This window comes from Stutzerimonas azotifigens DSM 17556, from assembly GCF_000425625.1.
GTDB classification, from domain to species: domain Bacteria; phylum Pseudomonadota; class Gammaproteobacteria; order Pseudomonadales; family Pseudomonadaceae; genus Stutzerimonas; species Stutzerimonas azotifigens.
This window is the reverse complement of record NZ_KE384407.1, coordinates 197,743-216,574: the sequence shown is the minus strand read 5'-3', so window position 1 is coordinate 216,574 and position 18,832 is coordinate 197,743. Positions and strand designations below refer to the sequence as shown.

General features: G+C 68.9%; 23 protein-coding genes. 16 read left to right on the top strand and 7 right to left on the bottom strand.

What is annotated here, in order from left to right; translation table 11 throughout:
* Positions 1-77 precede the first annotated feature (77 nt).
* The 3 genes from H610_RS0109540 to H610_RS0109530 all read left to right on the top strand — a co-directional run bounded on the left by H610_RS0109540 (position 78) and on the right by H610_RS0109530 (position 4,265).
* Entirely contained in the window at positions 78-1,550 is a 1,473-nt protein-coding gene (locus H610_RS0109540) for a sigma-54 dependent transcriptional regulator (RefSeq protein WP_028239443.1), read from the top strand.
* Between the two features lie 164 nt (positions 1,551-1,714).
* Complete coding sequence (locus H610_RS0109535; protein ID WP_028239442.1) at positions 1,715-2,857, top strand: sensor histidine kinase; 1,143 nt, start codon at positions 1,715-1,717, stop codon at positions 2,855-2,857.
* Between the two features lie 4 nt (positions 2,858-2,861).
* Entirely contained in the window at positions 2,862-4,265 is a 1,404-nt protein-coding gene (locus H610_RS0109530) for a sigma-54-dependent transcriptional regulator (protein ID WP_028239441.1), read from the top strand.
* On the opposite strand, the gene H610_RS0109525 is transcribed toward H610_RS0109530, so the two are convergent.
* Positions 4,262-4,711, bottom strand: a complete 450-nt coding sequence (locus tag H610_RS0109525) for a MarR family winged helix-turn-helix transcriptional regulator (RefSeq protein WP_028239440.1) — start codon at positions 4,709-4,711, stop codon at positions 4,262-4,264. The genes H610_RS0109530 and H610_RS0109525 overlap by 4 nt on opposite strands.
* Before the next feature lie 79 nt (positions 4,712-4,790).
* Here H610_RS0109525 and H610_RS0109520 point away from each other — a divergent pair, with 79 nt between their 5' ends.
* Positions 4,791-5,957: an aminotransferase-like domain-containing protein gene (locus H610_RS0109520; RefSeq protein WP_028239439.1), complete on the top strand. Its 1,167-nt coding sequence runs from the start codon at positions 4,791-4,793 to the stop codon at positions 5,955-5,957.
* An 11-nt stretch (positions 5,958-5,968) separates the two neighbouring features.
* Positions 5,969-6,571, top strand: a complete 603-nt coding sequence (locus tag H610_RS0109515) for a glutathione S-transferase family protein (RefSeq protein WP_028239438.1) — start codon at positions 5,969-5,971, stop codon at positions 6,569-6,571.
* 16 nt (positions 6,572-6,587) lie between these two features.
* Here the strand turns inward: H610_RS0109515 and folE are convergent, their stop codons facing one another.
* From folE to H610_RS0109495, 4 genes are all read right to left on the bottom strand, one after another.
* The gene (gene folE / locus H610_RS0109510) at positions 6,588-7,136 is read right to left on the bottom strand and encodes a GTP cyclohydrolase I FolE (protein ID WP_028239437.1); all 549 of its coding nucleotides are present in this window, start codon (positions 7,134-7,136) and stop codon (positions 6,588-6,590) included.
* 94 nt (positions 7,137-7,230) lie between these two features.
* On the bottom strand, positions 7,231-7,791 hold the full coding sequence (locus H610_RS0109505) for a Smr/MutS family protein (protein ID WP_028239436.1): 561 nt from the start codon (positions 7,789-7,791) through the stop codon (positions 7,231-7,233).
* A gap of 52 nt (positions 7,792-7,843) precedes the next feature.
* On the bottom strand, positions 7,844-8,164 hold the full coding sequence (locus H610_RS0109500) for a hypothetical protein (RefSeq protein WP_028239435.1): 321 nt from the start codon (positions 8,162-8,164) through the stop codon (positions 7,844-7,846).
* A gap of 108 nt (positions 8,165-8,272) precedes the next feature.
* Positions 8,273-8,866 carry a cysteine hydrolase family protein gene (locus H610_RS0109495; protein ID WP_028239434.1) on the bottom strand — a complete coding sequence of 198 codons (594 nt, stop codon included), beginning with the start codon at positions 8,864-8,866 and terminating at the stop codon, positions 8,273-8,275.
* Positions 8,867-9,034: 168 nt separating this feature from the next.
* On the opposite strand from H610_RS0109495, the gene prmB reads away from it, so the two are divergent.
* On the top strand, positions 9,035-9,967 hold the full coding sequence (prmB, locus tag H610_RS0109490) for a 50S ribosomal protein L3 N(5)-glutamine methyltransferase (RefSeq protein ID WP_028239433.1): 933 nt from the start codon (positions 9,035-9,037) through the stop codon (positions 9,965-9,967).
* Between the two features lie 3 nt (positions 9,968-9,970).
* Here prmB and H610_RS0109485 read toward each other — a convergent pair whose 3' ends face one another.
* Positions 9,971-10,738, bottom strand: a complete 768-nt coding sequence (locus H610_RS0109485) for a hypothetical protein (protein WP_028239432.1) — start codon at positions 10,736-10,738, stop codon at positions 9,971-9,973.
* Positions 10,739-10,877: 139 nt separating this feature from the next.
* Here H610_RS0109485 and aroC point away from each other — a divergent pair, with 139 nt between their 5' ends.
* The 8 genes from aroC (at position 10,878) to H610_RS0109445 (ending at position 16,219) form a co-directional block, all read left to right on the top strand.
* Positions 10,878-11,969, top strand: a complete 1,092-nt coding sequence (gene aroC / locus H610_RS0109480; RefSeq protein WP_028239431.1) for a chorismate synthase — start codon at positions 10,878-10,880, stop codon at positions 11,967-11,969.
* Between the two features lie 106 nt (positions 11,970-12,075).
* Positions 12,076-13,227: an MFS transporter gene (locus H610_RS0109475; protein WP_028239430.1), complete on the top strand. Its 1,152-nt coding sequence runs from the start codon at positions 12,076-12,078 to the stop codon at positions 13,225-13,227.
* Entirely contained in the window at positions 13,224-13,844 is a 621-nt protein-coding gene (locus H610_RS0109470; RefSeq protein ID WP_028239429.1) for a methylthioribulose 1-phosphate dehydratase, read from the top strand. Before H610_RS0109475 ends, H610_RS0109470 begins: the two co-directional genes overlap by 4 nt.
* A 38-nt stretch (positions 13,845-13,882) precedes the next feature.
* On the top strand, positions 13,883-14,428 hold the full coding sequence (locus tag H610_RS0109465; protein ID WP_028239428.1) for a 1,2-dihydroxy-3-keto-5-methylthiopentene dioxygenase: 546 nt from the start codon (positions 13,883-13,885) through the stop codon (positions 14,426-14,428).
* A 9-nt stretch (positions 14,429-14,437) separates the two neighbouring features.
* Entirely contained in the window at positions 14,438-15,121 is a 684-nt protein-coding gene (mtnC, locus tag H610_RS0109460; RefSeq protein ID WP_028239427.1) for an acireductone synthase, read from the top strand.
* 84 nt (positions 15,122-15,205) lie between these two features.
* Complete coding sequence (locus H610_RS0109455) at positions 15,206-15,415, top strand: PLD nuclease N-terminal domain-containing protein (protein WP_028239426.1); 210 nt, start codon at positions 15,206-15,208, stop codon at positions 15,413-15,415.
* A 1-nt stretch (position 15,416) separates the two neighbouring features.
* Complete coding sequence (locus tag H610_RS0109450) at positions 15,417-15,608, top strand: PLDc N-terminal domain-containing protein (protein ID WP_028239425.1); 192 nt, start codon at positions 15,417-15,419, stop codon at positions 15,606-15,608.
* Positions 15,609-15,658: 50 nt separating this feature from the next.
* On the top strand, positions 15,659-16,219 hold the full coding sequence (locus H610_RS0109445) for a histidine phosphatase family protein (RefSeq protein WP_028239424.1): 561 nt from the start codon (positions 15,659-15,661) through the stop codon (positions 16,217-16,219).
* A gap of 11 nt (positions 16,220-16,230) precedes the next feature.
* Here the strand turns inward: H610_RS0109445 and H610_RS0109440 are convergent, their stop codons facing one another.
* Positions 16,231-17,115, bottom strand: coding sequence for a DNA-3-methyladenine glycosylase family protein (locus H610_RS0109440; RefSeq protein ID WP_028239423.1), 885 nt, complete (start codon positions 17,113-17,115; stop codon positions 16,231-16,233).
* A gap of 334 nt (positions 17,116-17,449) precedes the next feature.
* Between H610_RS0109440 and speE the strand changes: the two genes are divergently transcribed.
* Both speE and H610_RS0109430 read left to right on the top strand, forming a co-directional pair.
* The gene (speE, locus tag H610_RS0109435) at positions 17,450-18,310 is read left to right on the top strand and encodes a polyamine aminopropyltransferase (RefSeq protein ID WP_028239422.1); all 861 of its coding nucleotides are present in this window, start codon (positions 17,450-17,452) and stop codon (positions 18,308-18,310) included.
* 171 nt (positions 18,311-18,481) lie between these two features.
* Positions 18,482-18,823 carry a ribonuclease E inhibitor RraB gene (locus H610_RS0109430; protein WP_028239421.1) on the top strand — a complete coding sequence of 114 codons (342 nt, stop codon included), beginning with the start codon at positions 18,482-18,484 and terminating at the stop codon, positions 18,821-18,823.
* Positions 18,824-18,832 lie beyond the last annotated feature (9 nt).

Genomic DNA, 18,832 nt, shown 5'->3' with positions numbered 1-18,832 from the left:
GTTCTGCCGTTTGTCGAACCCGCCTGGTTGCGTCTCGGCAGGCCTCCTATCTCGGCGAAAAGAGACCTGGAAAAAGAATGTGGCGCGAAACCAAGATTTTGTTGATTGACGATGACAGCGAACGCCGCCGCGATTTGGCCGTCATCCTGAATTTTCTCGGCGAAGAGCATCTGGCCTGTCCCAGCAGCGAATGGCGCCAGGCCGTCGAGACGCTCGAATCCAGTCGCAACGTCCACAGCCTCATGCTCGGCCAGGTCAACAGCAAGGGTGGGCCCATCGAACTGCTCAAGCAGATCGGCCAGTGGGACGAGAACATCCCGCTGCTGCTGATCGGCGAGCCCGCGCCGGCCGACTGGCCGGAGGACATCCGCCGCCGGGTGCTGGTGAGCCTGGAAATGCCGCCGAGCTACAACAAGCTGCTCGACTCGCTGCACCGGGCGCAGGTCTATCGCGAGATGAACGACCAGGCGCGCACCCGCGGCCGCCATCGCGAGCCGAACCTGTTCCGCAGCCTGGTCGGCACCAGCCGCGCCATCCAGCACGTGCGGCAGATGATGCAGCAGGTCGCCGACACCGACGCCAGCGTCCTCATCCTCGGCGAATCGGGGACCGGCAAGGAGGTGGTGGCGCGCAACCTGCACTATCACTCCAAGCGCCGCCAGGCCCCCTTCGTGCCGGTCAACTGCGGGGCGATCCCGGCCGAGTTGCTGGAAAGCGAGCTGTTCGGTCACGAAAAGGGCGCCTTCACCGGCGCCATCACCGCGCGTGCCGGCCGCTTCGAGCTGGCCGACGGCGGCACCCTGTTCCTCGACGAGATCGGCGACATGCCGCTGCCAATGCAGGTCAAGCTGCTGCGCGTGCTGCAGGAGCGCACCTTCGAGCGGGTCGGCAGCAACCGCATGCAGAACGTCGACGTGCGCATCATCGCCGCCACCCACAAGGACCTGGAGAAGATGATCGTCGAGGGGACCTTCCGCGAGGACCTCTACTACCGGCTCAATGTCTTCCCCATCGAGATGGCCCCGCTGCGCGAGCGCGTCGAGGACATCCCGCTGCTGATGAACGAGGTCATCTCGCGGATGGAGCACGAGAAGCGCGGCTCCATCCGCTTCAACTCCGCGGCCATCATGTCGCTGTGCCGGCATGACTGGCCGGGCAACGTCCGCGAACTGGCCAACCTGGTCGAGCGCATGGCGATCATGCATCCCTATGGCGTGATCGGCGTGCACGAACTGCCGAAGAAATTCCGTCACGTCGATGACGACGACGAGCAGTACATGCCGCCGATCCATGAAGAAGAGGAAGAGCGCGCCGCCATCACCGCCCCCATGCCGGGGCAGGAAGGGCGGGCGATGCTGCCGGCCGAGGGGCTCGACCTCAAGGACTACCTCGGCAACCTGGAGCAGGGCCTGATCCAGCAGGCGCTCGACGATGCCGGCGGCGTCGTCGCCCGTGCCGCCGAACGCCTGCGCATCCGCCGTACCACGCTGGTGGAGAAGATGCGCAAGTACGGCATGAGCCGCCGGGAAGAAGAGGACGAGCAGGTCTGACCGGACGCGCCGGCTTCCATACATCCTTCATGCAGGCACGGGGCTTGCAATCACGCTGACAGTGACAATCTTCCGACGCCTGTCAGCGAGTGAGCCTTGTGAAACCGATTGCCCCGCCGAGCCGTCCCGCCCGTCCCGAAGCCTGCGCTTCGGGCGGGGAACCCGTGCACCTGCGGCAGTCGCTGGAGCGGGTCGAGCGGATCGCCCATCAGCTCGGTGATTCGCACGGCCTGCTGCAGGCCCATGTCGCCGCCCTCGAAGACCGCCTCGAAGTCGTCAGCGCGCAACGCCTACAGGAACTCGACGAGAAGGAGCGCCTGGCCAAGCGCCTGCAGAGCCTGCTCGACTCGCTGCCCGGCGGCGTGGTGGTGCTCGACGGCCAGGGCGTGGTCCGCGAAGCCAATCCGGTGGCCCGGCAGCTGCTCGGCGAGCCTCTCGAGGGCGAGCTGTGGCGCACGACCATCGCGCGCTGCTTCGCCCCGCGCCGCGACGATGGCCACGAGATTTCCCTGAAGGACGGCCGCCGCCTGTCCATCTCCCTGCGGTCGCTGGACGGCGAGCCCGGCCAGCTGATCCTGCTCACCGACCTGACGGAAACCCGTCGCCTGCAGACCGAGCTGGCGCGTCACGAGCGGCTGTCGGCGCTGGGGCGGATGACCGCCTCGCTGGCCCATCAGATCCGCACGCCGCTGTCCGCCGCGCTGCTCTATGCCAGCCACCTCAGTGACGCTCCGCTGCCGGCCGAGCAGCAGCAGCGCTTCGCCGCGCGCCTCAAGGCGCGGCTGCTGGAACTCGAGCACCAGGTGCGCGACATGCTGGTGTTCGCCCGCGGCGACCTGCCGCTGACCGACCGGCTGATGCCGCGGCAGTTGCTGCAGGCGTTGCAGGCCGCGGCCGAGACCCACCTGCAGGGCGCCGCGGTGCGCTGGCAGTGCGACGCCCACGCCGGGCGGCTGCTGTGTAACCGCGACACCCTGGTCGGCGCGCTGCTCAACCTGATCGAGAACGGCCTGCAGGCGGCGCACCCACAGCCGCGGCTGAAGATCCATCTCTATGCACGCGGCGACAGGCTGCGGATCTGCGTCAGCGACAACGGTCCGGGAGTCGCGCCGGCGATCCGCGCCCGCCTCGGCGAGCCGTTCTTCACCACCCGCCAGACCGGCACGGGGCTGGGCCTGGCCGTGGTTCAGGCGGTGGCCCGTGCCCATCGCGGCGAATTCAAGCTGTTATCCCGGTCAGGCTTCGGCACCTGCGCGCGCCTCGTGCTGCCGCTGCTGCCCGCCGACCTGACCGCCAACCGAGAGTGATGCCATGAGCACCAGGATTCTATTGGTCGAGGATGATCCCGCCCTGCGCGAAGCGCTGGCCGACACGCTGGGCCTGGGCGGCTACGACTACCGAGCGGTCGACGGCGCCGAGGCGGCGCTGGCGCTGCTTTCGCAGGAGACCTTCTCCTTGGTGGTCAGCGACGTGAACATGCCGGGCATGGACGGCCACGCGCTGCTGGCGACCATCCGCGCACGTTACCCGCAGCTGCCGGTGCTGCTGATGACCGCCTACGGCGACGTCGAGCGCGCGGTCGAGGCGATGCGCCAGGGCGCCGTGGACTATCTGGTCAAGCCGTTCGAGCCGCGCCGGCTGCTCGGCCTGGTCTCGCGTCACGCCTGTGGCCATTGCGGCGGGGACCAGGCAGGGCCGGTCGCCGTCGAGGCGGCCAGCCAGCAGTTGCTGGCACTGGCCGCGCGGGTCGCGCGCAGCGGCTCGACCGTGCTCATCTCCGGCGAATCGGGCACCGGCAAGGAGGTGCTGGCGCGCTACATCCACCAGCAGTCGCCGCGCGCCGGCAAGCCCTTCGTCGCCATCAACTGCGCGGCCATTCCCGACAACATGCTCGAGGCCACGCTGTTCGGCCACGAGAAGGGCGCCTTCACCGGGGCGATCGCCTCGCAGCCCGGCAAGTTCGAGCTCGCCGAAGGCGGCTCGCTGCTGCTCGACGAGATTTCCGAAATGCCGCTGGCGCTGCAGGCCAAGCTGCTGCGCGTGCTGCAGGAGCGCGAGGTGGAGCGGGTCGGCGGGCGCCGGCCGATCCCGCTGGACATCCGGGTGATCGCCACCACCAACCGCGACCTGGCGGCGGAAGTGGCAGCCGGCCGCTTCCGCGAGGACCTGTTCTACCGGTTGTCGGTGTTTCCCCTGGCCTGGCCGCCGCTACGCGAACGGCCGGCGGACATCCTGCCCCTGGCCCGGCGCCTGCTCGCCAGCCATGCGGCCAGGCTGGGGCAGGGGCCGGCACGCTTTTCCGCTGGTGCCGAGCAGTGTCTGCTCCAGCACCCCTGGCCGGGCAACGTGCGCGAGCTCGACAACGCCGTGCAGCGTGCCCTGATCCTGCGCCAGGGCGGGCTGGTCCAGCCGCACGACCTGTGCCTGACGGCACCGATCGGCCTGACCCCGTCGAGTGCGCCCGCGATGACGATGAATGCAGTCGACAGTGTTGCGGCCGTTTCCCGACCGCAGGCGGTGGACAGCGCCGGCGCGCTCGGCGAGGACCTGCGCCGCCGCGAGTTCGAGATGATCCTCGAGACCTTGCGCGCCGAGCGTGGTCGGCGCAAGGAAGCGGCCGACCGCCTGGGCATCAGCCCGCGCACGCTGCGCTACAAGCTGGCGCAGATGCGCGACGCCGGGCTCGACGTCGAGGCCTGTCTCTACGCGAGCTAGGCGCTCTTCTTCGGCGGCCGGTCGGCCAGCGCCTGGTTCACCGACAGCCAGGCGGCCACCGCCGCTTCGCCCATGTCCCCGAACACGCGCCGCAGGTGGCGGATCTGCTCGCGGCGCAGCCGCTGTTCCAGCTGCTCGCCGTCGGCGGTGAGGGCGAGCAGGCGCTTGCGCTTGTCGTCCTCGGCGGGCCGGCTGTCCACCAGCCCCATTTCGATCAGCTGGCGCAGCGGCGTGTTGAGCGCCTGCTTGCTCACCCCGAGCCGGGCGAGCAGCGCGCTGACGCTCAGCCCCGGGTCGCTGGCGATGAAGAACAGGATACGGTGATGCACGCGCGACAGGCCGCGACGGGCGAGCATCTCGTCCGGCTTGGCGGTGAACGCCTGGTAGCCGCGGAAGAACACTTCCATGACGTGGCGTTGAACGGCGCTGTTTTTTAGGTCAGGCATATTGACGTTTTTATCGATGCGGCGTTAGTTTCGGTCAACCAGTTTGACTGATTTCTCCCGCCCCCGCACCGGTGTCCCCATGGCCTTCTCCGAACGCGTCGACCGCCTCAAAAGCTCCCTCATCCGTGAAATCCTCGCCGCTGCCCAGCAGCCAGGGATGATGTCCTTCGCCGGCGGGCTGCCGGCCGAGGGCATGCTGCCGCAGGTGGACTGGGCGCCGATGCCGGCGAGCATGGGCCAGTACGGCATGAGCGAGGGCGAGCCGGCGCTGCGCGAGGCGATCGCCGCCGAGGCGCGCGCCCGTGGCATCGCTTGCGATGCGGGCCAGGTGCTGATCGTCAGCGGTTCGCAGCAGACCCTCGATCTGGCGGCGAAGCTGTTCATCGACCGCGGCACCGAGGTGCTGGTGGAGTCGCCGACCTACCTGGCCGCGCTGCAGTCGTTCCAGCTGTTCGGCGCCGACTGCCTGGCGGTCCCGCAGACCGCCGAAGGCCCGGATCTGGAGGCGCTGCACGAGCGCCTGCTGAACCACAAGCCGGCCTTCGCCTACCTCATTCCGACCTTCCAGAACCCGTCGGGCGTGCGCTACAGCGAGGCGCGCCGGAGTGCCGTCGCCGAACTGCTGGACGAGTTCCAGGTGACCCTGATCGAGGACGAGCCCTACCGCGAGCTGGTGTTCGACGGCGGCGAGGCGACCCCGCTGGTGGCGCGGCTGCAGCGCGCCAGCTGGATTCATACCGGCACGGTGTCGAAGACCCTGCTGCCGGGCCTGCGGGTGGGCTACCTGATCGCAAGCCCGGACCTGTTCCCCCATCTGCTGCGCCTGAAGCAGGCGGCCGACCTGCATACCAACCGCGTCGGCCAGTGGCAGGCGCTGCAATGGCTGGGTAGCGAGCGCTACCGTGAGCACCTGGCGGCATTGCGTGCCTTCTACCGCGAGCGGCGCGACGCCATGCAGTTGGCGCTGACCGAACACTTCGCCGATCTGGCCGATTGGGAAGTGCCGCAGGGCGGACTGTTCTTCTGGCTGGCGCTGAAGCGGCCGGTCGATACCCGCGCGCTGCTGCCCAGGGCGCTCGAGCGCCAGGTGGCGTTCATGCCCGGCGAGCCGTTCTTCGTCGAGCCGGAGCGCAACCCGGGATACCTGCGGCTGAACTTCAGCCACGTGCCGCCGGAGCGCCTGGGCGAGGGGCTGCGGCGCCTGGCCGAAGTGATCCGCGAGGCATTGCCGGCCGAGGCGGCCTAGGAGGCACCGACATGTACAAGGTCTATGGCGATTACCGCTCGGGCAACTGCTACAAGGTCAAGCTGATGCTCCACCTGCTCGGGCAGCCGTACCAGTGGGAGGCGGTGAACGTGCTGCGTGGCGAGAGCCGCTCCGAGGCGTTCCTGGCGAAGAATCCCAACGGCAAGATTCCGGTGCTGGAGCTGGACGACGGCACCTGCCTGTGGGAGTCGAACGCGATCCTCAACTTCCTCGCCGAGGGCAGCGAGTTCCTGCCGAGCGATCCGCGCCTGCGCACCCAGGTGCTACAGTGGCAGTTCTTCGAGCAGTACAGCCATGAGCCCTATATCGCGGTGGCGCGCTACATCAAGCTCTATCTCGGGCTGCCGAAGGAGCGTCGCGCGGAGTACGAGGCCAAGCAGCTGGACGGCTACCACGCCCTGAACGTCATGGAGCAGCAGCTGCGGCGCACGCCCTACCTGGTCGGCGAGGCCTACTCGATCGCCGACGTGGCGCTCTATGCCTACACGCACGTGGCCGAGGAGGGCGGGTTCTCGCTGGAGGCGTATCCGGCGATCCGCGAATGGCTGGCGCGCGTGGCCAGCCATCCGCGGCACGTCGGCATGTTCGACTGAGCTGAGCGCTCGGGGTCTACTTGTTCACCAGGCCGAGGAATTCGGCGCGGGTCGCGACGTTCTCGCGGAACGCGCCGAGCATGACCGAGGTGACCATCGAGGAGTTCTGCTTCTCCACGCCGCGCATCATCATGCACATGTGCTGAGCCTCGATCACCACCGCCACGCCGGCGGCGTCGGTGATCTGCTGGACCGCTTCGGCGATCTGGCGCGTGAGGTTCTCCTGGATCTGCAGGCGCCGCGCGTACATGTCGACGATCCGCGCCACCTTCGACAGGCCGAGCACCTTGCCGTTGGGCAGGTAGGCCACGTGCGCCTTGCCGATGAAGGGCAGCATGTGGTGCTCGCACAGCGAATAGAGCTCGATGTTCTTCACCAGCACCATCTCGCTGTTGTCCGAGCTGAACAGCGCGCCGTTGGTTACTTCCTCGAGCGTCTGCTGGTAGCCGCGGCAGAGGTACTGCATGGCTTTGGCAGCGCGCTTGGGCGTGTCGACCAGGCCTTCGCGGGTGACGTCTTCGCCGATCTGGCTGAGGATGGCGGTGTACTGTTGTTCCAGGGACATTGAACTACCTGTTGAGGCCTCGTGTGGGCGCGAAGCGCGCAGGGTAGGGCGCGGGCGGCGGGCTGACAAGTGTTTCGCTCGGCCGCCGGCCCGGCTACTCGTCGCGACCTTCGAGCATGGTTCGCCTGAGCATCACGTACAGGGCACCGGTGCCGCCGTGGCGGGGCTGGCAGGAGGCGAACGCCAGCACCTGCGGATGCTGGCGCAGCCAGGTGTTGACGTGGCTCTTGATCAGCGGCCGCTTGCCGTCCAGGCGCGCCGCCTTGCCGTGGGTGACGCGCACGCAGCGGATTTCGTACTTGCCCGCTTCGGCGATGAATTCCCACAGTTGCTCGCGGGCCTTCTCGACGCTCAGGCCGTGCAGGTCGAGGCTGCCCTCGAAGGCGATCTGGCCGGCCTTGAGCTTGCGCACCTGGCTGTCCTGCACGCCGTCGCGGGCCCAGAGGAGCTCGTCCTCGGCACCCACGTCGATGATGAACTGGTCGGACAGGCCGTCGACCCGCGTCTCGCCGCTGCGGACCGTGGCGCTGGCGCGACGCGTGGCCAGCTGCGCATCGTTGCGCCGCGGCTTGCCGGGATCGGCGCGGTCGTGGCTGAGCGGCCTGACACCGCGCACCGCGCTACGGAAAAGGGAAAGATCATCGTCGTCTTGCATGCTGGCCTCCGCATCGGCCGGGCATTCTAGCAGGCCATGGGCGCTGCACGGATCAGCCGCGCTTCCTCATCAGGTGCGGCGACAGGCTGAGTCCGTTCGGCTGGCGGCCGCGGCGCCGGCAGCGCCGCCAGAGGAACAGGCCGAACCACAGCAGCAGCACGCCGCCGGCCAGCAGGACGAGGGCGCCGTCGCGGCCGCTGCCGAGGCCGCCGAGCGCCTCTGCGCCGCCGGCCAGCGAGATCGCGCCGAGCGCGCCGAGCAGCAGGCCGACCAGGGCGAACAGGGCACCGAGGGCTGCGCAGAAGCGCAGACGCCAGCTCTTGGGCTCCTGCGGACGCAGGCGGCGGGCGTCGAAACCATCGGATATCTTCATTCCGATTACCTCTTCGGGAACAGGGCTATGACCGGAACGTGACGGTCGGGTTCACCGGCCGCCGGTTCGGGTCGCCTGCCTTCAAGGTAGCGGCATCTGGGCCTCGCGTCAGGCGAGGGCGGCGGCGTCCTCGACGCAGACCGCGAAGTTGTCGGCGAGAATCGCCATTTCCATGCGGTGCACCTGGGCGGCGTCCAGCACCTGGTCGCCCATCGGCAGGTCGCGGGTGGCGCAGGCCCGGTCGACCAGCGTACAGCGGTAACCGTAGTCCTTCGCGGCGCGCACCGTGGTGCTGACGCTCGAGTGGGTCATGAAGCCGCACACCACCAGGTCCAGGTGCCCGAGCTGCTGCAGGGTCTCATGCAGCTCGGTGCCGGCGAAGGCGTTGGGCAGGCGCTTTTCCACCACGATCTCGCCGGCCGCCGGTGCGGCCTCGGGCATGATCTGACCGCGATGGCCCTGCGGGTCGAACAGGCCGCCGCTGATGCCCAGGTGCCTGACGTGGACTACCGGCGTACGCGCCTCGCGCGCCGCCGCGAGCAGCCGGGCGATTTCCGGCAGCGCACCGTCGAGTCCGGGCAGGGCGAGCACGCCGCTACGGTATTCCTCCTGCGCATCGATGATCAGCAAGGTGGCATTGGCCAGTTTCGCCGGTGCGTAACCACGGCCACTGAGCTGAAGCATGGTCTGCGGCAAGGTCATACGGACTCCTTGGTTCGAGGGTGGCTGTCATGGCGCGAGATTGTGGCCACATGAACCGGCCCGATGCAATCGGCCATCATCACTATGGCAAGGGTGAATACCGCGTCAAGAAGCGAAAAGCATCCGCGCTTCGGCTAAACTTGCCGGCTTTTCACCGGAGATGCCGCCGTGACCGCTTCAGCCTCCCGCCTGCGTACCCTGCGCGACCACATCCGCTGGGCCGTGAGCCGCTACCACGCCGAGCAGCTGTTCTTCGGCCACGGGACCGACAACGCCTGGGACGATGCGCGGCAACTGGTGCTCGGCGCCCTGCATCTGCCCTGGGAACTGGCCGACGGCTACCTGGACTGCCGCCTCGAGGACGACGAGCGCGAGCATCTGCAGGCGCTGTTGCGGCGGCGCATCGAGGAGCGCGTGCCCACCGCCTACCTGCTCGGCCAGGCATGGTTCTGCGGGCTGCCCTTCATCGTCGACGAGCGCGTGCTGATCCCGCGCTCGCCCATCGCGCAGCTGATCGAGCGCCGCTTCGAGCCCTGGCTGCCCGGCGAGCCCGCGCGCATCCTCGACCTGTGCACCGGCTCGGGCTGCATCGGCATCGCCTGCGCCTACGAATTCCTCGAGGCCGAGGTGGTGCTAGCCGACCTCTCGTTCGACGCGCTGGAAGTGGCCAACCGCAACATCGAGCACCACGGGCTCGAGGAGCGCGTCTACGCCGTGCAGGGCGACGGCTTCGACGCGCTGCCGGGCCAGCGCTTCGACCTGATCGTGTCCAACCCGCCCTATGTCGACGCCGAAGACTTCGCCGACATGCCGGCCGAGTATGGCCACGAGCCGGCGCTGGGGCTGGCCTGCGGCAACGACGGGCTGGACCTGGTGCGGTGCATTCTCGCCGAGGCGGCCGACCACCTGACCGAGCAGGGCGTGCTGATCGTCGAGGTCGGCAACAGCCAGGTGCACGTCGAGGCGCAGTACCCGGAGGTGGACTTCACCTGGCTGGACTTCCCCGAGGGCGGCCACGGGGTGTTCCTGCTGGCAGCGCGTCAGTGCCGGGAGCATCAGGCGCTGTTCCGCGAGCGCCTGGCGTCCCGTACGGGCGACTGAGGCTCAGCGGGTCGCGATCCAGATCAGCAGGCCGCCCTGGAACAGCGCGAAGGCGACCAGGCAGGCGACGGTGAAACGCAGCGTGCCGTCCTCGCGGCGCAGCTGGGCGATGCGCTCGTTCAACTGGCGGATCTGGTTCTCCTGGGCGTCCAGGTTGCGGTCGGCCTGCTCCAGCATGCCGCCCGCTTCGGCGAGCGGCACCACGCCGACCCGTTCGGGATTCCAGTCGCTGCTCAGGGCCGAAACGCTCGGCGCCGCGTAGACCGCCTTGAGCTGGCGCGCGTCGGCGTAGGTCACCTCGAAGCCCTGCGCCAGCAGCATGCGGTCGCGTATCAGGCGCTGCTCCTCGTTCGCCGCGGTACCCAGCGCGCCGCCTTCGAGCTGGTACTGACCCCAGCGCTTCTTCGCCCAGGCCGCCCCGCGCGCCAGCAGGAAGCGCCCGAGTCCGCGGTTGGCCGGATTCAGCCGCAGCCCGCTGTCGGGGCCGAAGCGGACCTCCCGGGTGCGGTGGTCGGCCCAGACCTCCAGCAGGTTGTGGTCGCGGTGCGAGGCCTCGCCGGGCACACGGATGGTCAGGCGCAGCAGGCTGAGCTGCGGGCTGTGCCGCTCCACCTCGCCGAGTTCGACGAAGCGAAGCGGCCGCGGGCCGTTGCGGTCGGTCGCCAGCGGCGCCAGGCGCAGCAGATGGAAGCGCTCCGGCGCCAGCCCGTTCCAGGGATGCTGGGCCGGTGCCTGGGGTTGCTGCGTGGCGGTTTCTTGGGTATCGCTCATGACGTATCCCCGTCCCGGGGTGGATGGCTGTTTCGATTGTATCGGCCGCCGCGGCCTGCGCTGCAGTGCCGGCGGTCAGCGCCGCAGCCAGTAGGGTATACTGCCGCGCATTTTTCGAGGCCCTCAGCGGAGCATCTGCATGTCCGGCAACACCTACGGCAAGCTGTTCACCGTCACCACCGCCGGCGAAAGCCATGGTCCGGCGCTCGTCGCGATCGTCGACGGCTGCCCGCCGGGCCTGGAACTCACCGCCGAGGACCTGCAGCGTGACCTCGACCGGCGCAAGCCGGGCACCAGCCGGCACACCACCCAGCGCCAGGAGGCCGACGAGGTGGAAATCCTTTCCGGGGTGTTCGAGGGCCGCACCACCGGCACCGCCATCGGCCTGCTGATCCGCAACACCGACCAGAAGTCCAAGGACTATTCGGCGATCAAGGACCTGTTCCGCCCCGCCCACGCCGACTACAGCTACCACCACAAGTACGGCATCCGCGACTACCGCGGCGGCGGCCGCAGCTCGGCGCGCGAGACGGCCATGCGCGTGGCCGCCGGCGCCATCGCCAAGAAGTACCTGGCGACCCTCGGCATCCAGGTGCGCGGCTACATGAGCCAGCTGGGGCCGATCGAGATTGCATTCAAGAGCTGGGACAGCGTCGAGCGGAACGCCTTCTTCTGTCCCGATCCGGACAAGGTGGCCGAACTCGAGGCCTACATGGACCAGCTGCGCCGCGACCAGGACTCGGTGGGCGCGAAGATCACCGTGGTCGCCGAGGGCGTGCCGCCGGGCCTGGGCGAGCCGATTTTCGACCGCCTGGACGCCGACCTGGCCCACGCGTTGATGAGCATCAACGCGGTCAAGGGTGTGGAAATCGGCGCCGGCTTCGCCTGCGTCGCCCAGCGCGGCACCGAGCACCGCGACGAACTGACCCCGGAAGGCTTCCTGTCCAACAACGCCGGCGGCGTGCTCGGCGGCATCTCCTCCGGCCAGCCGATCGTCGCCCACCTGGCGCTCAAGCCCACCTCCAGCATCACCACCCCCGGCCGCTCGATCGACGTCCACGGCGCCCCGGTGGAGGTGGTCACCAAGGGCCGCCACGACCCCTGCGTCGGCATCCGCGCCACGCCGATCGCCGAGGCGATGATGGCCATCGTGCTGATGGATCACCTGCTGCGGCACCGGGCGCAGAATGCCGGGGTGCGGGTGGACACGCCGGTGTTGGGGCAACTGTGAATCGAAGCCTTCGGCTCGAGGCTGGACGCTTGAGGCTGGACGCTTCCCGGAACGGCTGTTTCGTCCAGCGTCCAGCCTTGAGCCTCCAGCGATACACGCAAAGGTCATGACGCAGCCGATACCCTATTGGCGCCTGTCCGGCTTCTACTTCTGCTACTTCGCCCTGCTCGGGGCGACCGCGCCCTTTCTCGGGCTGTATTTCGACCACCTTGGCTTTTCCGCCGAACGCATCGGCGAACTGGTGGCCATCCCCATGCTCATGCGCTGCCTGGCACCCAACCTCTGGGGCTGGCTGGGTGACATCACCGGCCGGCGGCTGGCCATCGTGCGGCTCGGCGCGGCCTGCACACTGCTGTCGTTCTCGCTGATCTTCCTCGGCCAGAGCTACGCCTGGCTGGCGCTGGTGATGGCGCTGCATGCCTTCTTCTGGCACGCCGTGCTGCCGCAGTTCGAGGTCATCACCCTGGCGCACCTGCGCGAGCAGGCCGCCCGCTATAGCGAGATCCGCCTGTGGGGCAGCATCGGCTTCATCGTCGCGGTGATCGGCCTCGGCCTGCTGTTCGAGTGGATGAGCCTGGACGCCTACCCGCTGGCGGTGACGCTGGTGATGGCGGCGATCCTGGCCAGCAGCGCCTGGGTGCCCTCGGCCGAGCCGGCGCAGCGGACGGAAACGGCCGGCGAGGGCGGTTTCCTCCGGCAACTGCGGCGCCCGCCGGTGCTGGCGTTCTTCGCCTGCGTGGCGCTGATGCAGCTCAGCCACGGACCTTACTACACCTTTCTCAGCATCCACCTGGAGGCGCAGGGCTACTCGCGCGGCACCATCGGCCTGCTCTGGGCGCTCGGGGTGGTGGCGGAGATCCTGCTGTTCCTGGCGATGGCGCGCATCCTCGGGCGTTTCTCGGTGCGCCGGGTACTGCTGGCGAGCTTTCTGCTGGCGGCGCTGCGCTGGCTGCTGCTCGGGCAGTTCGCCGATCACCTGGCGGTGCTGCTGTTTGCGCAGGTCCTGCACGCGGCGACCTTTGGCTGCTTCCACGCGGCGAGCATCCATTTCATCCAGCAGGCCTTCGGCGCGCGACAGCAGGGCCAGGGCCAGGCGCTGTACGCCACCCTGGCGGGAACCGGCGGGGCGCTCGGCGCGCTCTACGCGGGTTACGCCTGGAAGGCGCTGGGCGCCGGCTGGACCTTCAGCATCGCCAGCCTGGCGGCGCTGGCCGCAGCGGTTATCATTGCCACCCGTTTGCAGGAGAACCGGGCATGACCGCCACACGAGAACACCTGGCCCAGGCCATCATCGAGGCCGGGCGTTTCCTTTACGGCCGCGGCTGGTCGCCGGCGACGAGCAGCAACTATTCGGCGCGCCTGACAGACAGCGAGGTGCTGCTGACCGTCTCCGGCAAGCACAAGGGCGAGCTCGGCCCCGACGACCTGCTGGCCACCGACCTGGCCGGCAACAGCCTGGAGCCGGGCAAGAAGCCGTCGGCCGAAACCCTGCTGCACACCCAGCTGTACAGCTGGCGCCCGGAGATCGGCGCCGTGCTGCACACCCATTCGGTCAACGCCACCGTGCTGTCGCGCCTGACCCTGAGCGATTCGCTGGTGTTCGCCGACTACGAGCTGCAGAAGGCCTTCGCCGGCATCTCCACGCACCAGTCGCAGGTGCTGGTGCCGATCTTCGACAACGACCAAGACATCGCCCGGCTGGCCTTGCGCGTGCAGCCCTGGCTGGACGAGCACCCGGACTGCGTCGGCTACCTCATCCGCGGCCACGGCCTGTATACCTGGGGCGCGCGCATGAGCGACGCGCTGCGCCAGGTGGAAGCCTTCGAGTTCCTGTTCGAGTGCGAGCTGAAGATGCGCGCGCTGAGCCGCGCCTGACTGACCCGCGACCGCCGTCGCCACCGAGAGGCATTGCCATGAGCATTCTGAGCGTTTACCAGGACACCCATCCCGAGCAGCCGATGAAGGTGCTCACCCATCCCGAGGACATCGGCGCCACCCTGGCCGAGGTCGGCGTGCGCTTCGAACGCTGGGAGGCCAGCGCGCCGGTGGCCGCCGGCGCCAGCCAGGAGGAGGTGATCGCCGCCTACCGGCCGCAGATCGACAAGCTGATGACCGAGCGCGGCTACGTCACCGTCGACGTGATCAGCCTGAACAGCGACCACCCGCAGAAGGCCGAGCTGCGCGCCAAGTTCCTCGACGAGCACCGGCATGCCGAGGACGAGGTACGCTTCTTCGTCGCCGGCCGCGGGCTGTTCACCCTGCACATCGGCGACCGGGTGTTCGCCGTGCTCTGCGAGAAGAACGACCTGATCTCGGTGCCGGCCGGCACACCGCACTGGTTCGACATGGGCGAGAATCCGCACTTCGTCGCCATCCGCCTGTTCAACAACCCGGAAGGCTGGGTGGCGCAGTTCACCGGCGAGGACATCGCCGCCCGCTTCCCGCGCCTGGAAGACTGAGGACCGCCCATGCCGATCAAGGCCATCCTCACCGACATCGAGGGCACCACCAGCGCCGTCAGTTTCGTGTTCGACGTGCTCTTTCCGTACGCCCGCCGTCATCTGCCGGCCTTCGTTCGCGCGCATGCCGACGAACCCGAGGTCGCTGCCCAGCTGGACGCCACGCGGCAGGACGCCGGCGAGCCGGGGGCCTCGCTGGAGCGCACCGTCGAGATCCTGCTCGGCTGGATCGACGCCGACCGCAAGGCCACCTCGCTCAAGGCCCTGCAGGGGATGATCTGGCAGCAGGGCTACCAGGCCGGGGAGATCCGCGGCCACGTCTACCCGGATGCGGTGGACGCGCTGCGTCGCTGGAAGGCCGAGGGGCTGGGGCTCTACGTGTATTCCTCCGGCTCGATCCAGGCGCAGAAGCTGATCTTCGGCTGCTCCGAGGCCGGCGACCTGACGCCGTTGTTCTCCGGCTACTTCGACACCACCTCCGGGCCCAAGCGCGAGGCCGAATCCTACGCGCGCATCGCCGGGGCGATCGGGCTGCCGGCCGGCGAGATCCTGTTTCTTTCCGACGTGGTCGAGGAACTGGACGCGGCGCGCGCCTCGGGGTTGCGGACCTGCGGACTGGCCCGCGACGGCGGCACGCTGGAAGGCCACCGGACGGTGGCGAGCTTCGCCGAGATCGATCCCGCCGGCGCCTGAGCGCTCTGGCATCGCGTCCGGCGGACTGAACCCTGCGCATCCGGCGGTATCCCAATTGGGAGACCATCGATACGGGAGACGACCATGGACGCATTTGGCGGCATTTTCGGCCTGATCATCCTGGCGCTGGATATCTGGGCGATCATCAGCATCGTGCGCAGCGATGCCAGCGGCGGCAAGAAGGTCCTGTGGATCCTGTTGATCGTCATCCTGCCGGTGCTTGGCCTGATTCTCTGGGGCATCATGGGGCCGCGTGGCAACCGCATCGACGACCGTTCCAGCCTGAAGCCCTGAGATGGACGGGCTCGGCGCCTTCGTCGCGGTGATGGTGGCTGTACTGGACGTGATCGCCATCGTCCACGTCTGGCGCAGCCGGATCGAGACCGGGCGCAAGGTCGTGTGGAGCGTGGTGATCGTCGTTGCGCCGGTGATCGGCCTGATCTGCTGGGCGCTGGCGGCGCTGCGCATCGGCAAGGTGAGGTTGTGATGGCCGGTACCGGCGGCGCCAGGCCGCGGCGTATCCTCTGAGCCGCTAGCATGTGGCGCTGGCTGCTGTCATTGGCGGTCGCCGGGCTGGGCAGCCTCGTCTGGGCGCAACCGCCGGACGCCGCCTGGCAGGCGCTGGCCCAGGGGCGCGCGGTGCTCATGGTCCGCCATGCCACGGCGCCGGGATTCGGCGATCCGCCGGGCTATCGGCTCGACGACTGCAGCACCCAGCGCAATCTGAACGATGTGGGCCGGGGCGAGGCGCGCCGCTGGGGCGAACTGCTGCGCCGCCAGGGCATCGAGCGGGCACGGGTGTTCAGCAGTCGCTGGTGCCGCGCCCGGGAAACCGCGGAGCTGATGGGGCTGGGCCCGGTGAACGCGCTCCCCGCGCTGGATTCCTTCGTCGACGACCGCTCCCGGGAGGCAGTGCAGACCGCCGAACTGCGCCGCCACCTGGCTAACCTCGAGCCCGGGCCGCCGGTCGTGCTGGTCGCCCATCAGGTCAACATCACGGCGCTCACCGGCGGCTGGGCGCGCTCCGGGGAGGGGCTGATCCTCGCGCTGCCGCTCGCCGAACCGCCGCAGGTGCTGGCGCGCATCCCGCCGCCCTGAGCAAGGGCGATCTAGGGTGGCGCGCCGGCGTAGTTCTGCCACAGATGAATCGCCGCGTAGGCGCGCAATGGCCGCCAGGCTTCGGCGCGACGTGTCAGGCTGCGCGCATCGATGCCGCCCGGCCCCCACAGCGGCGCCTTGAGCAGGCCCAGGTCGGCGGCTGGGAAGGCGTCGGGATCGCCGAACGCCCGCAGGGCGATGTACTCCGCCGTCCAGGGGCCGATGCCCGGCAGCCGGCACAGCCGTTCGACCAGTTCGTCCGCGCCCTCGCGCACGTGCAGCTCCAGTGCCCCATCGGCAATCGCCGCGGCCAGGCGCTGCAGCGTCTGCAGGCGCCGCGCGGGCATGCCGATGTTGTCGAGGCTGGCGCCGGCCACCGCTTCCGGGCTCGGAAACAGCCGGTCGAGTCCGGCCTGAGGGGCGTCCACCAGCGGCTCGCCGAGTCGCTCGGCGATGCGCCGGGTGATGGTCACCGCGGCCTTGATCGACACCTGCTGGCCGACCACTGCGCGCACCGCCTGCTCGAACGGATCGAAGGCAGCCGGCAGGCGCAGGGCGGGGCTGGCCGCGACCAGCGGGCCGAGCAGCGGGTCGTCGGCGAAATGCGCCTGGATTTGCGCCGGGTCGCGGTCGAGGTCGAACATGTGCCGCACGTGCCGTTCGAGATGCTCGTGCAGCGTCTCGGGCAGCTCGCTGAGGGTCAGTTCGAGGCTCGCCAGGCCGGGCAGCGGGCGCACCCGCAGCCAGCCGCTGACGCCGGCGAGGCGGAACGTGCGGGCATAGCTGCTATCGTCCAGGTACTCGACGCCCGGCAGCAGGCGCAGCGAGAAATGGCGGTGGAACTGCCGCCAGTCCCAGGGTTCCCGGTAGGGCAGGTGGCTGATGTGCAGGCTCATGGCGGCACCATAACCGCTTCGGCCGCCGGCTGTCCTGCCTGGCATTGTGGCTGCTCCCACCAAGAGCCGTGCCGAGGTCAGTGGCCGGCATGTCGCCGCGAGGGCGCGCCTCCCACAGGGTCCGGTGCAGCATTGCCTGCTTTTGTGGGAGGCCCGACCTCGGGGCGATGCTCTTGTGGAAGCGGTCTTGACCGCGAACGAGTTCCGGCCCGCAGTCGCCGCGAGGGCGCACCTCCCACGAGGTTCGACCTGTCATGCAGGCCGACGTAGAATGCGCGCCTTTTCCGCACGGGCGCGCGCCGCCCGGATGCTCACCCTGTATGGAGATCGGCCCATGACCGACTACCAGGAAACGCTCTACGCCGGCTATGGCCAGCGCTTCGCGATCGACCGGATGCTGCACGAGGTGCGCACCGAGCACCAGCATCTGGTGATCTTCGAGAACGCCCGCATGGGCCGCGTGATGGCGCTGGACGGCGTGATCCAGACCACCGAGGCGGACGAGTTCATCTACCACGAGATACTCACCCACGTGCCGATCCTCGCCCACGGCCGCGCGCGCCGGGTGCTGATCATCGGCGGCGGCGACGGCGGCATGCTGCGCGAGGTGGCCAAGCATCGCGAGGTGGAGCACATCACCATGGTCGAGATCGACGGCACCGTGGTGCAGATGTGCAAGGAGTTCCTGCCCAACCACTCGCGCGGCGCCTTCGACGACCCGCGGCTGAACCTGGTGATCGACGACGGCATGCGCTTCGTCGCCACTACCGAGGAGCGCTTCGACGTCATCATCTCCGACTCCACCGATCCCATCGGTCCGGGCGAAGTGCTGTTCTCCGAGAATTTCTACCAGGCCTGCCGCCGCTGCCTGAACGAGGGCGGCATCCTGGTCACCCAGAACGGCACGCCCTTCATGCAGCTCGGCGAGGTGCAGACCACCGCGCAGCGGATGAACGGGCTGTTCGCCGACTGGCACTTCTACCAGGCCGCGGTGCCGACCTACATCGGCGGTGCCATGGCCTTCGCCTGGGGCGCCTGCGACAGCGCCAGCCGCCGCGTGCCACTGGACGTGCTGCGCCAGCGCTTCGCCGGCAGCGGGATCGTGACCCGCTATTACAACCCCGAGATCCACCTCGGCGCCTTCGCCCTGCCGCAATATGTGTTGCAGGCGATCAACAAGCCCGGCAATGTCTGAATCGTGGCTGCGGACGGAGCGCCCGCTCCGTCCGTGAAGGCACAGGCAGCCCCTTGCCAGGCTGCCTGTGCGCCTGTCCAGGGCGCCGACGAGGCGAGGAACCCGTACGCGCCAAGGCGCTCCTAACTTCGAAGGGTCAGATTCATCCACGCTTGAGAGGAGGTTGTTTTCATGAGTGCCACCTTCCACGAGGATGTCAGCAGCACCGTATTGCGGCGGATGAAAGAGGGCGGTTTCGATTTTGCCCGCGTCCACCCGATCGATTTCTACGCGATCTTCCCCGACGAGAAACGCGCGCGCATCGCCGCCAGCAAGTTCCGCGGGGAGTCGACCAACACGCAGATCTACGCCCGCGACGACGGTGCCTGGAACCTGCAGGTCAGCAAGGTGATGTACGCCACCTACGACGGCATCGGCGACTTCGAACAGGACCTTGAGAACCTGGTCGAGCCGCTCGGTGGCGTGGTCGACGGCTGGGGCGTGACGCAGGAAGTCGAGGTCCAGCGCGCCTGAGGCGCGGGG